Origin of the sequence: Phocaeicola sp. HCN-6420 (assembly GCF_037890145.1) — a bacterium.
In the GTDB taxonomy this organism is placed as follows: domain Bacteria; phylum Bacteroidota; class Bacteroidia; order Bacteroidales; family Bacteroidaceae; genus Phocaeicola.
In genome coordinates this window covers 105250-118152 of sequence record NZ_JBBKBJ010000001.1, presented here as the reverse complement: position 1 = coordinate 118152, position 12903 = coordinate 105250, and the positions used below count along the sequence as shown (strand labels likewise).

Below are 12903 nucleotides of genomic sequence, written 5' to 3'. Positions count from 1 at the left end.
TGTTCTATTTTTATTATTCATATATATATTCTACCGGAGTTTTCACACAGCGTATCGTACGAGTTTTCTGAGCATTATTGTTTGAATACTTGAACCAGTTACCTCTACCGTCACTCTTAGGATAGCCCTCTATCAGCCAAGTATTATTGACATTGCCGTAAGTTGCCAGCAAGACCATCATGTTTGAAATGCTTTTATCTGCCCACTGATGTCCCAAACCGAATATAGTCCAATGAGTATTGTTGTAGACAAAGTCATAAAGTCCAATCGTACCATATTCTACTCCATCGACAACCAGTGTACGTTCGGCTACCGAAAAATTCATACGTTGCCCTAATCCATTATTAAATACTCCCCAAGTATTATATCCCAGATTACAGTTTTCATTCCATGTAAAGAAACGATAATTGTTATAATTAGGAATCTGATATCCGTCAGGAGCCATTTCTGTAGGATCCATTGTTCCAAAATTTCCAGATGTTCCCTGATACCCTTCATAATAAAATGTATCACCTTCGTGGGTCAGCTTTAATCCATCCTGATTTCCTGCCTGATACTGGTCACCCATTGCCTTCAGCAAATCTTCATCAGAACAAGTCTTCAAATACTCAAATACGTTGGATTCTTCAGACACCGGATCATTCTTTATCAAAATCTGGTCGGAAAAGTTTTTCACATTTCCCCGCAAATTGTATTTGCACCACCAGGTCCCGTTTATATTAACCACCGGCAACCCCCAATTTTGTCTTTTTATCGTATAAGTTTCCTGACGACTTCCATCTGCGTCTGCAATCAGTAATCGTGCTTCTTGTACTCGTCCGTCTGCATCGGGATCATTAGGTTTCCAGCCAGCAATGATACGATAAGTACCCGCCGTTTCACCTGCTTCAACCTTCATCCACGGAGCAGTTCCTGCGATTTCTGTCTTTAAGACCTTACCTTCGGGCAGAGTAAGTATTCCAAGTTCTCCATCAATGTAAGTATTAAAATCGCATACGGCATTTCCATCAAAACGAATCTTGCCTGTCAGCTTAATCGGATTGGGACGAAAGACCAGTACCACTCGTCCGGTACAAACATTCTGTTTATATACATCCAGATATATGTATTCTTGTACGCTTCCTGGCATCTTTCGGGAACTGCTTACACTAACCTTTGCCAACTGCTGCAAACCACGTGCTGCAACCTGTGGAACGACATTTACTCCTTCAGCCATGCCATCTACAATCAGGCGTGTACCCTCTTCTGCCAGCAAAGACAACTGAAAATCACTTTCCTGATAAGGTACAAAAACAGTATCTCCACGTTCATTGATTTCCACGCCTTCCGACAGTTCAGAAGCATTCTTGTCAATCAAGCCTTTCAGCAATTGTCCCGACTCTGAGGAGATTCCGTTTTCCCAATCATCAGTCATGACCTCTACACGAGCATCAGCTCCGTTGCCATACACCTTCAAGGTATATATTGTATTACGTTTAATAACGGAGAAAGAAGTCTTGAGGCGATGCCATGCACCATCGGCTGTAGTAACCATCAACTCCACATCGTATTGTCTGCCTCCCTGCTCACACACATAAAACAAGGTTTCCTTGCGATTCTCGAAAGGTTCCTCTCCAAAATCTTTCATCAGTTCTGTCGGATCGATTTCCTCAGGAGATTGAGCTTCCTGCCTTTCATTTACATAGCCGGAGGGTACTATATTTTTTATCTTCAGATTGTTTACCTTTACTCCTTCGAAAGACGAATCCAGGTCAATGCGGGAAACACATCGCTTCATGGCTACCGTTGCCGAAATCATCTCGCGGTCAAGTTCTATACGTCCAGTCATTACCATTCCAGAGGCAGTCAGTTCGTCCACAGTAGCCTGCAAGTCCAAAAATTCTTCCAGAGTAGTCTGCCCAACCTGTAAAGCAGCCTTGCGGATTATTTCTCCAGCATTTGCCAAAAAGTAAACCGTACCACGCATCTGCAACGGCTGCAAGTGACAAGTTCCCTCACTATCCGGATTCAGGCGGTCGAAAATCTCTTCCAGAACACCTTCCTCAAAACGGAAACCTTCTACTTCATTTACACGACATTCAGCATCCGAAGTTTCTCCTTCCGCCATGCCGGAAGCGATCAGACGTACACCGATTGTACCTTCAGGCAAACGCCCTTGTATATCATTATCCGAGTTACAGCCGCAAAGAAATAATATCATAAGGCTGCACACTCCTATCAGATTTCTTATCTTACTCATTATTTCGTATTGTTATTATTAATCTATTTCGAACAATCAGACTCCTATTTATATCTGTTCGGATTATTCTTACTGTTCAGGTAAGTGGATGAATCTATCGGGAACTTGCTTAAATTCTGTACATAAAAATTATTCATCAACTTCTCGGCCCATGGCCCGTAAGTAAACGAACTGCTATGACCATAACCCATTACATGTCCCAATTCGTGAAACATAATACTACATGCATAAGCATTCCAGTAATGTTCGAACCACGCCTGCTGGTAAGCTCCAAACGTGCTTCCTCCTCCCAGACCAATGATACCGTTACCCGGATAAACCAGCCCGACCTGTAAGGTGCGTTTTTGTCTCATTTGCTGTAAAACCCGTTCTACTTGTATAGGATTTTTATTATCATCATAAAGCTGATCTGCATTTTCAGTCAGAATCTGTTCGTGTTCCGGCATATCAATCATGTAAGTGAAATTAAGGAACAAGGCAACAGATTCACGACAATGTACAGGACGGATACCCATCCAGTTTCCAACCGGACCACCATCTTCGCGTTCAGGATCGCCACCATACAAGCCCCAGTAAATATCCCATCCGTGTTCTATTTTCGTCAATTTCTCCCAGTATGGGTCAGTCGACTCAACCTTAAACTCGGCACCTGCCAGTTCAGAAGCTTGCATCTGATGTACTTCAATCTGTCTTCCTGATTCAGTACGACACATAGACGAACGTTGTACCAAAGGCAATGCCTCATAAAAATCGGCAAATCCCGGAATCGTATCGAAGTAAGCCAAATCAAAATACTCATCACTTACAGCAGGAATATGCACCTTGACAAGAACATTTTTCAAATCGCGTGGCGAATAAAAACGCATATGCAATTCCCCGTCGTCGGTAATGTTTAACTGAAGCGGTTGCGCCGTGTTGAACTTTCTCAGTGAAGGATTCGTGTATACTTCTTTCGTTTCATCATCCTGCAAGATTTTAGTATGCTTGCCTTCTGCATAAGCCGATGAAGTAAGGAACATAACAACCGACTTGTCATCCGGATGGTTGACCTTCGTTTCTATCTGATGAATATGATTCGATTCCATTTCCTTCTGACCGAATGCATAAACCTGACTGACTTCACTACCACGATAATTCCGTGTCTGGATACTGATTTCCCCATTCAACACAGAACCTTCCTTCAAAGGCATAAAGCAATAAGAGGTAACACTATCCAAAAGCAAGTCTTGTAATGTACCGTCACTCTCGCCTGCCATTGCTCCATCACCGGAAAGTACTGTATAAAAGTGGACAGAACCCAATGTAGCTCTCTTAGCAGTTACAGCCGTACGTACATACGGATTGTTGTATGCAAACTCAAAATCAACCTTACTTATAATACGTTGCTGTTTTACATCCTGTCGTATTGTAGCAACTTCCTGCTTGCCACCTGTACCTTGCTGTACTGTTACCGTAAACGGTGTCTGCGAATAAAAATATTCAGCATCCAGCGGCTTCTGCAAATCTTCCGGAAACTCGAGCCAGGTTTCATCAATGTGATTCAATTCGTGAATTGTTGCTCTATCCAAGCTCTCATTACCTTTCACTCCCAATACCAGCAAGCGATAATTCCCTTCGTGCAACCCTTCTACATAAATTTCGGAAGTCGACGGATTATATTTACTTTTGGTATCTCTCACACGATTGCCATTCTCATCTACAATACAGTATTCCAGTCGGTCATAACGTGCTTCTTCCAGTGTAGAAGCACGTGACAAAGTGCCACTATATCCTACATCGTATAATTTGAAAACTGCTTCCGGTGTATCTGTGCTTGCAGTAGTATTCCATTCTTCCCGGCTACAAGCCATCAGCAACAGACTACACAAACATGTAATTAAAGTAATTTTCTTCATTCGTTTTCTGCTTTTACTATGTCAAAGTTTTAAAAGTTATTTCATCAATTATTGTTACATATTCGTAGAAAAAACGCAAAGTTTTGTAAAATGCTTAACGTTTATCCCCCATTTTTTACGTAAAGAGAAACATTCATGTTCCGCATTTTGTTCAACTTTTCCAATAAAAAAAATGAATAAATCAGCTAACCTCCTCTCACTCAACAACTATCTTTTTAACTTTCAAACTTAATTCACGAAACATTTTCAGAAAAAACATAAAGCAAACCATCAAATCATATTTTTATTTTCCAGCTTTTATGTAAATTTGTTGCATAAAAATAAGGTCAATTATGAAAAAAACACTCTGTTCATGGCTCAATATCCTGATGGGATGCATCATTTTAGCAGCAGGATTCGTTTTCTTTATCAATCCATATAATATCGTTCCGGGAGGAGTTTATGGTGCCAGCATCGTACTGCATAACCTATTTCCATCCATACAAGTGGGAACATTTGGTTACATGTTCGATATTCCGTTACTCATCCTGTCGGTTATTCTACTTGGAGCGAAGCTGGGATCACGTACTATTGCCGCAGCCATGACCACTCCCTTTCTGATGAATATGATGTCAAGAATGGTCTATCCTACCGAAGAAGCCCTTCAGGCACTTGATCCGTCCCAACTGATAGGAGGAAGCATGAACCTGTCCGATCATCTGATGCTGGCATGCATCATGGGAGCAACGCTGATAGGTATAGGCACAGGCATTGTAATCCGTAATCAAGCAACAACGGGAGGTAGTGACATTGTAGGTATGTTGCTCCAAAAGTATTGTCATATACGTTTTTCAAAAGCTATCTTGCTGGTCGACGGAACGGTAGTTTGTTTTGGCCTTCTGGTTATAGGTTTCGGAATAGGCAGCGCAGAAGACTCCATACAACCTTCCTGGCACTTGTCTTTCTACTCACTTATCACCATTTTTATTATTTCCCGAGTCATAGCATACATGATAAACGGTTCTAAAAACGACAAACTGATATTTGTCATCAGCGATAAAAAAATGACTGAACTGCATTCGTATATACTAAAAGACCTTGATCGTACAGCCACTTGTATAAAGAGCAGCGGACTCTATACAGGCAAAGAAAAAGAAATGATATTCCTCGTTGTAAGTTATAAAGAAGTAGCTGGTGTAAAACACACTATCAAGGCAGCAGACCCTAAGGCTTTTGTTGTAGTAACGGACGCTTACGACACATTTGGCGAAGGCTGGAAACAACTTCCTTCACCCAACGAGATTGATCCCGAATAATAAAGGCATATCCGTTTTATTTCGGTAATTCGGGTACAAGAATCTGTAATCTGTTTATGTTCGGTTAACGTGGAGCACAGTAATTTTGTGGTATATAAAAAAGGATTATTCTAAACCCTTCGTACCATGAAAGTCAAAAAAATTACAACTATATGTATTGCCCTGACAGCAATGCTCCCAATAACTATATTAAATGCACAGAATATGGAAAAAGAAAATCGTGTACCCCAACATCTCAGCACATTTCCCATTGGTGAAGAGAATGTGCAATATGCCAAATTCTTTATCGGAAAATCTTATTTAGCCCCATTAACGAGCAATAAAGAGCTGAACACTCCGATATGTAATGTGACTTTCGAACCAGGATGCCGCAACAACTGGCACAGCCATACGGGAGGGCAACTCCTGATTGCGGTAGGAGGAAAAGGATTTTATCAAGAAAAGAATAAACCGGCACGCTTGCTGCTTCCAGGAGATATTGTAGAAATAGCTCCCAATGTAATTCACTGGCATGGAGCAGCACCCGATAGTTGGTTTTCGCATCTCGCTATTGAATGTAATCCCCAGACGAATAAAAATACCTGGTTAGAGCCTGTCGATGATGAAGAATACTCAGCTGCAACTTCACCAAACGGAGAGTTATCTGCCGAAGCAGCCAAAAATCAGTCGACATGGTATGCCACATATCACGATAATTTAGCAATCACTGATCCAGAGCTGGCTGAAATATTTGGCAATTTTACCTTTGGAAACGTAGCAAAATACGGTCAACTGGAAACACGAAGCCGAATTCTGGTTACAATGGCTTCCACCATAGCAACAAACTCTACAACGGAATACCGAAAGACACTTCATGCCGCTCTTGCCAATGACATTACTCCCTTAGAAATAAAAGAGGTTTTATACCATGCTGTACCTTATGCCGGCATGTCGAAAGTGGAGGAACTGATTGAAGTGGCAAATGATTTTCTTTCGGAGAAAGGAGTAAAACTCCCATTGGCGCCTCAGTCCGTTGTAACTCCGGCTACCCGAATGGAGAAAGGGCTGGCTCTACAAAAAGATATTTTCGGCAACCAGATAGACCATCTGTATGAAACATCCCCTGCAAATCAGTTGCACATTCAAAAATATCTTTCAGCAAACTGTTTCGGAGATTATCAGACTCGCCCTGTATTCGACCCTAAGACACGAGAACTCCTGACATTCGCAATTCTAATTTCTCTGGGAGGATGCGAACCTCAAGTGAAAGGACATATCGCAGGAAACGTCAATGTAGGGAATGACAAACAAACATTACTGACTGTCGCCACGCAGCTATTGCCCTATATAGGATATCCGCGTACACTAAATGCCATAGCCTGTCTGAATGAAGTTATTCCTGAGAATTAAAACGTAAGCCACGTTTATAGTTTACCCTATCTTACAGAACAGCAAATTATAAACGTGGCTTAACCATATCGATAAAACCTTTTTCTACCGAATTATCCTATATGCCGAAGGAGTATACCCTACCGTTTTCTTAAAAATACGAGTAAAATGCTGAGGATATTGAAAGCCCAATCCATACGCAATCTCACTGACACTCTTGTCCGTGCCCAAGATTTCTTCCTTTGCTACGTCAATCAGTTTTTCCAAAATATATTCTTGGGCAGTCTTACCTGTTTCTTTCTTTATCAAATCACCAAAATAGTTAGGCGATAAATGCACACTATCGGCAAAATATTTCACGGTAGGAAGTCCTTGTACTTGCGGACGGTCACTTTGAAAATATTGTTCCAGCAGTTCTTCAAACTGAACTAAGATTCCTCTATTCACCTTTGTCCGAGTAACAAACTGCCTTTCATAAAAACGCATACAGTAATCCAGCAACAATTCAATGTTACGCGAAATCAACTTTTTGCTGTGTTTATCAGCCGGACGGACGAGCTCCAAATGAATCTTATCCAGACAATCGCGAAAAATACCTTTTTCCTCATCCGAAAGATGCAATGCTTCATTCGATGCATAAGAGAAGAAAGAATAATGCTTTATCTCCTGCCCGAGTGGAGTCCCTTTTATCAAGTCTGGATGAAACAACAAACCATACGACAAAGGGCGTACTCCCGGTTCCATATTCACTTCAACTACTTGCCCCGGAGCAAAACTTGTCACTGTACCTTCCTGATAATCGTACGTCTGTTTGCCATACCGTAAATCACCACAACGAGTTTGCTTCAAGAAAAGAGCATACAATCCAAAATTCATTATAGCATGTGTCGGAAATGTTGAGGCCTTAGATAAGTCGACTACCGTCACTAATGGATGAAGAGTTTCCTGACCATACAATTTATTATATTGCTCTACTGAATCGAATCTGATAACATCTCCCATATTTTCTGTTTTTATCCGTACAAAGATACCAATAAATACACAACCCACAAAACCGTAAACGCCCGATACATAAATCAGTAATCCGGATGCATATACCAATGATTTATATTCCACATTCTGTATCAGAAAACAAATGACAACGATAATTCAAAAAAAAGAATGTTCCATAAAAAGACTATCACCTTTTTCCTTCATACTACTTGCCTGTATTTCATTATCAACTTGCAGTCCGGCAAACGAGGAAACATTCACTGCCAGTTCATCCGGTCAGCAAAACTAAAAACAACAATCACAGGGAAAGTAATCAAATTTAATTGACAGCAAATAAAAATTCATTCACTGCAGCACTCATAGAAAGCACTTCTACCCAAGCCTTAAAAGCACGTTTGGTTCAAGGGAGTATAACAATCAAAAAACTTGTCCAGCAGACACTATCCGTCAGGTCAGGAAGTTTCCTCAAAAACCTCTGCATCTTTTTTCAAAATTTGTACAAAAGATTTTATTTTTTGTACAAAAAACAGAGGACTTGTCGGCATGTTTCAAGAAACTGCCAGTTTCTTTACCTCGAGGTCTGCCCAAAGAAGAATAACGTATCCTGCAAAACCCCGTTGCATACGCCCGTCGAGAGAAGCAGGTCGATACAAAATCTGTAATAAAGGTTATAGTCTCTGTAATTTATCTACAACATCTTTACATAACCCGAAGTAACTTTGTAGCATAAACAATCAATATATAAAAGTTATGACACTTCCTGATTTCTTAGCATATGTGAAGACACGCCGTGCACTCAACACAGCCGAAATCCATCAGTTTATGAACGATATGAGCAACGAGGCTCGACGCATTACTTTCGAGCTGAACAATGCTTACCATACTCCCGAAGAGGTACGCGCCTTGCTGTCGCGCCTGTTTGGGAAAGAGGTAGACAGCTCTTTCCGCGTCTTCCCACCCTTTTATACTGATTTCGGAAAAAATATTACGATAGGAAAAGATGTATTCATCAACGCCTGCTGTCATTTTCAGGATCACGGAGGAGTCGTCTTGGGCGACGGCTGCCAGATTGGACATAACGTGGTGTTTGCCACCCTGAACCACGGGCTGGCTCCAGAAGACCGGCAGACCACTTATCCGGCACCTATCGTGCTTGGTAAAAATGTTTGGGTGGGCTCCAATGCAACTATCCTGCAAGGAGTGACCATCGGCGACAATGCTGTAGTAGGAGCCGGTGCGGTAGTTACGAAAGATGTGCCCGAAAATACGATTGTCGGCGGGGTTCCGGCACGGGTTATCCGCCACATTTAACTTAGCGAAACGGTTTCGTTTATTTCCATAACTGCATGAGGTCGGTTTCTCCCCAGTACCAATGGGTATATCCTGCAATGACGTTTTTGTATCGGTACAAAGGAGTGTCGACCTCAGTGCCACATGCATCACATAAACGGGCAACAGAAGCCAAGTTACCGGAAGAAACAACCTCCGAAAAATGGAACTCATGCCCCCGCAACGACACACCGTTGTATTCCGTTTCGCGATAGCCTGCTTGGAGGCGTGGATGCTCCACCGTACAATCTATCGGCAACACACCTGCCATATCAAATGCTGCCCCTTTTCGCGTAGTGAGCGTACGTCCCAGATACATCATGCCGCCACATTCGGCATAAATCTTGCCACCCTCTGCTGCATAATCGCACAACTGCTGCATGATTTCCCGGCGATGGTGCAAACGGCGTGCATAGAGTTCGGGATACCCTCCCGGAAGATAGACTAAATCGGCTGCCGGGAGCTTGCTATCGCGCAGAGGGCTGAAAAATGTAATCCGTCCCTGCTCGGCCAAGCGCTTCAGGTTTTCGTAATAGATGAAGCAGAACGCTTCATCTCTTGCAACCGCTATCTTCAGTTTCCGGCGCAAAGTTTCTTCAACAGCCGTTTCAGAAACATAAGGCAACGTATACGGACAGGGAAAAACCGACTGACACAAGTTCAGCAGCTTATCCATCTCCACATATTTCTCGACCAGAACCGAGGCTTTTTCCACAATCTCGTTCATGGAAGTCCGCGCCGTCAGTGTCAGTCCCAAATGGCGAGAAGGTACATACAGTTCTTCTGAATACGGAAGATACCCCAAAGCCTCCAGCCCGGCATCGGTACAAGCCTCTTTTAGAAAAGCATAATGCGAAGCCGATGAAACCTGATTGAACACAACTCCTGCTATCTTCATACCTCGCGCAAAATGTCTGAAGCCGAAAAGCATGGGAGCCACGGAATAAGCTGCGGTACGTGCATTCACCAGCAGCACTACAGGAAGATTCAGAAGCCGGGCTATTTCAGCCGCACTACCTTTGTCGCGGCTGTATCCGTCGAATAATCCCATGACCCCTTCAGTCACACAGACATCAGCATCCTCCGACTGGCGGTTATAGATACGCTGAATATGATGGTGGTGCATCATCCACGTATCAAGATTCACCGACGGACGTCCGGCTGCAACCGCGTGAAACTGGGTATCAATATAATCGGGACCGCATTTAAACGGCTGTGCCTGCAAGCCACGTTTCTTCAGTGCCCGCAGCAGTCCCATGGTAAAAATAGTTTTTCCACTGCCCGAAGCGGCAGCTCCAATCAGTAGTTGTGGTTTCATCATGCCACAAATGTAAGGATTTTCTGTATGCCTATAAAATATTCCGCGGTTTTTACTACCTTTATCGCGTAAAACTAAAAATTAATATCGCATAAATGAAATTAGGAAAATGGATTGGTGGTATCATGGGATTCATGGCTATGGGACCACTGGGAGCACTGGCGGGTTATGCCATCGGCTCACTGTTCGACAAAGCTGCATATGTACCCGAAAATATGGGTACCGACAACGGAAACGCAACATACGAAGGACAGCGAAACAGTTTTCTGTTCTCGCTGCTGGTCATGGCTTCGTATATCATCCGTGCCGACGGAAAAATCATGCACAGTGAAATGGAGTTTGTACGGCGCTTTCTGCGAACCAATTTCGGGGAGAATGCCGTAACGGAAGGTGAACAGATTCTGCTGAACTTGTTTGAACAGCGCAAGCAGATGGACGCAACCAACCCGCACGCTTTTCAGAATACCATACGCGAATGTGGCGCACAGATTGCAGCCAACATGAGCTATGAGGAGCGTCTGCAACTGCTAAGTTTTCTGGCACAGATAGCACGCAGCGACGGAAATGTGTGCGCGGCCGAAATTGACGCACTGAAAGAGGTCGCACAGTCTATGCAACTGTCGGCCAAGGAAGTAGAATCGATGCTGAACTTGTCCGGCGACTCGCTGGAAGAAGCCTACAAGGTATTGGAAGTAGAACCTACGGCTACCGACGATGAGGTGCGCGCCGCCTATCGCCGCCTTGCGCTGAAGCATCATCCCGACCGCGTAGCTACGCTGGGAGAAGACATCCGCAAGGCCGCAGAAGAAAAGTTCCAAAGCATCAACAATGCCAAGGAACGTATCTACAAGGCTAGAGGCATGAAATAATATGCGGGACAAACTCGGAGAGATTGTCGGTTATCTCGGTACGATTCTCACGAATACCGATTCCGGCAGGCTCTCCTCCTACTATCCACGACCCGATGACCGGATAACGTCCGCTATAGGTTGTGGGTTTTACATACTCTTGATAGACATAAGCTCCCGTATTGTAGTCACCCTCCGTTTCTTTCAGAAGTGCATGCTCTTCCCATTGGCGGATATCGACTACACTTACATTATGTCCTTCGCGCGAGAAGACCGGCTTCTTGCAAAATGTTCCCTGCTGCGGACGTGATAAATAACAAGGCAAAACATAAGGTGAATCGGGGAACAATTCGTACAAGACACTCAGAATGGCCTTGTTCGACATCACCAGTTTCCAGATAGGTTCCAGCCATTCCACCTGAGCCAGACATCCGTCCGGACTTTCGTTTACCATCCATTCCCAAGGATAAAGTTTGAAACATCTGCGGATACGTTCACCGGAGGGGTCGTAAAAAAGACCGTCCTGCAAGTTCATGGTATTCATGTCGAGCACACGGGTAGAGAAACCTGCTTCCATAGCCGTACTTGCCAGATATTGCAAGGTTCCGGTATCTTCGTGGTCGTCGAGTGCTCCGGCAAAATGTATATCGCTTCCCGCCGGGAAAATATCTTTCCACGACTGCACCAAACCTTCATGAATGCCATTGTACTGGTCGCACTCCGGGAAACATTCTTCCTTCCACTGCCACTGGATGACTGATGCTTCGAGCAGGGAGGTAGGCGTATCAGCATTAAACTCCAGAATACGAGGTACTCCTTTCCCGTCGAGCAGGAAATCGAAACGTCCGTACAAGCTCAATTCATCCCGATTCCATGACTCGCGGATGCGCTCACAAATCTCAGGAGGAATCTGCAACATGCGTTCCATAAATTCCGGCTTTTCCGAGATAATGTATTCGGCAGCCTCACAATACATGCGATAGGCTTCCCTTGTCGCTTCTTCCAGTTTCTCAATTTCGGCTGTCGTAAAGCGGTAACAAGCTTCCTCCCGCCAGTAATCTCCATGAAAATCGAAGCCTAAAGCCTCTATTTTCTCCTTGTAATCAGGACGAGGGATAACGTTGATTCTTTCCATCTTACCCAGAGTTTATCCGTGAATACTATATGAACGGCGGGTAGTACCAAACACATTCCCACTCGATTTCGACTTATTTGTACCCGACGGGCTGACCTTTACTCCCGAAGGAGCGTTCACACGAGTACCGTTCGCATCGGTCCACGAACCCGACTTCGGATAATAATAATGAGTCGTACTCAGTCCGTTGGCAAGAGAAGGCATCAAGGCCCAACGCATCAGCATGGCATTGTAAATCCAACTGTTGCCCTGACTGTCGCGATATTCTTCCTTGTCTTTCGGATTCTCGGGTAATTCGGTCTTCTGTGTGCAAGCAGCCAGCGTCATCAGACACATTGCTGCCACCAGATAGTGTCGTCTATTCATTGAATCTTAATTATTTTATGTAAATAGGATGCACAAAAATAGATAAAATCCCTAACATAACTACTTTACAACCGAAAACTTTGCCGATATAAGAAAATCTTCTTACTTTGCATAGAA

The 12903-nt window shown here is 43.6% G+C and carries 10 protein-coding genes; 4 read left to right on the top strand and 6 right to left on the bottom strand.

Going from position 1 to position 12903, the window contains the following annotated elements; translation table 11 throughout:
• Positions 1-13 precede the first annotated feature (13 nt).
• Both WKT12_RS00515 and WKT12_RS00510 read right to left on the bottom strand, forming a co-directional pair.
• The gene (locus WKT12_RS00515; RefSeq protein ID WP_340318472.1) at positions 14-2239 is read right to left on the bottom strand and encodes a hypothetical protein; all 2226 of its coding nucleotides are present in this window, start codon (positions 2237-2239) and stop codon (positions 14-16) included.
• Between the two features lie 44 nt (positions 2240-2283).
• Entirely contained in the window at positions 2284-4134 is a 1851-nt protein-coding gene (locus WKT12_RS00510) for a hypothetical protein (protein ID WP_340318471.1), read from the bottom strand.
• A gap of 332 nt (positions 4135-4466) precedes the next feature.
• On the opposite strand from WKT12_RS00510, the gene WKT12_RS00505 reads away from it, so the two are divergent.
• Positions 4467-5429, top strand: a complete 963-nt coding sequence (locus tag WKT12_RS00505; RefSeq protein ID WP_340318470.1) for a YitT family protein — start codon at positions 4467-4469, stop codon at positions 5427-5429.
• A 126-nt stretch (positions 5430-5555) separates the two neighbouring features.
• Complete coding sequence (locus WKT12_RS00500; protein ID WP_445323107.1) at positions 5556-6818, top strand: cupin domain-containing carboxymuconolactone decarboxylase family protein; 1263 nt, start codon at positions 5556-5558, stop codon at positions 6816-6818.
• Between the two features lie 84 nt (positions 6819-6902).
• Here the strand turns inward: WKT12_RS00500 and WKT12_RS00495 are convergent, their stop codons facing one another.
• Positions 6903-7799 (bottom strand): helix-turn-helix domain-containing protein, encoded by an 897-nt coding sequence (locus WKT12_RS00495; protein WP_340318468.1) that lies wholly within the window; start codon positions 7797-7799, stop codon positions 6903-6905.
• Between the two features lie 741 nt (positions 7800-8540).
• Between WKT12_RS00495 and WKT12_RS00490 the strand changes: the two genes are divergently transcribed.
• Positions 8541-9101, top strand: a complete 561-nt coding sequence (locus tag WKT12_RS00490; RefSeq protein WP_021971174.1) for a sugar O-acetyltransferase — start codon at positions 8541-8543, stop codon at positions 9099-9101.
• 19 nt (positions 9102-9120) lie between these two features.
• On the opposite strand, the gene WKT12_RS00485 is transcribed toward WKT12_RS00490, so the two are convergent.
• The gene (locus WKT12_RS00485; RefSeq protein WP_340318603.1) at positions 9121-10437 is read right to left on the bottom strand and encodes a cobyrinate a,c-diamide synthase; all 1317 of its coding nucleotides are present in this window, start codon (positions 10435-10437) and stop codon (positions 9121-9123) included.
• Between the two features lie 95 nt (positions 10438-10532).
• Between WKT12_RS00485 and WKT12_RS00480 the strand changes: the two genes are divergently transcribed.
• The gene (locus WKT12_RS00480) at positions 10533-11306 is read left to right on the top strand and encodes a DnaJ domain-containing protein (RefSeq protein WP_021971172.1); all 774 of its coding nucleotides are present in this window, start codon (positions 10533-10535) and stop codon (positions 11304-11306) included.
• Here the strand turns inward: WKT12_RS00480 and WKT12_RS00475 are convergent.
• On the bottom strand, positions 11290-12420 hold the full coding sequence (locus WKT12_RS00475) for a glutathionylspermidine synthase family protein (RefSeq protein WP_340318467.1): 1131 nt from the start codon (positions 12418-12420) through the stop codon (positions 11290-11292). The genes WKT12_RS00480 and WKT12_RS00475 overlap by 17 nt on opposite strands.
• A 12-nt stretch (positions 12421-12432) precedes the next feature.
• Positions 12433-12786, bottom strand: coding sequence for a hypothetical protein (locus WKT12_RS00470; protein ID WP_021971170.1), 354 nt, complete (start codon positions 12784-12786; stop codon positions 12433-12435).
• Positions 12787-12903 lie beyond the last annotated feature (117 nt).

What these genes read in the sequence shown, in the direction of transcription:
- WKT12_RS00480 (WP_021971172.1), top strand. Translation starts at nt 10,533, where the DNA reads ATGAAATTAGGAAAATGGATTGGTGGTATCATGGGATTCATGGCTATG.
- WKT12_RS00510 (WP_340318471.1), bottom strand. Translation starts at nt 4,134, where the DNA reads ATGAAGAAAATTACTTTAATTACATGTTTGTGTAGTCTGTTGCTGATG.
- WKT12_RS00500 (WP_445323107.1), top strand. Translation starts at nt 5,556, where the DNA reads ATGAAAGTCAAAAAAATTACAACTATATGTATTGCCCTGACAGCAATG.
- WKT12_RS00475 (WP_340318467.1), bottom strand. Translation starts at nt 12,420, where the DNA reads ATGGAAAGAATCAACGTTATCCCTCGTCCTGATTACAAGGAGAAAATA.
- WKT12_RS00515 (WP_340318472.1), bottom strand. Translation starts at nt 2,239, where the DNA reads ATGAGTAAGATAAGAAATCTGATAGGAGTGTGCAGCCTTATGATATTA.
- WKT12_RS00485 (WP_340318603.1), bottom strand. Translation starts at nt 10,437, where the DNA reads ATGAAACCACAACTACTGATTGGAGCTGCCGCTTCGGGCAGTGGAAAA.
- WKT12_RS00470 (WP_021971170.1), bottom strand. Translation starts at nt 12,786, where the DNA reads ATGAATAGACGACACTATCTGGTGGCAGCAATGTGTCTGATGACGCTG.
- WKT12_RS00505 (WP_340318470.1), top strand. Translation starts at nt 4,467, where the DNA reads ATGAAAAAAACACTCTGTTCATGGCTCAATATCCTGATGGGATGCATC.
- WKT12_RS00495 (WP_340318468.1), bottom strand. Translation starts at nt 7,799, where the DNA reads ATGGGAGATGTTATCAGATTCGATTCAGTAGAGCAATATAATAAATTG.
- WKT12_RS00490 (WP_021971174.1), top strand. Translation starts at nt 8,541, where the DNA reads ATGACACTTCCTGATTTCTTAGCATATGTGAAGACACGCCGTGCACTC.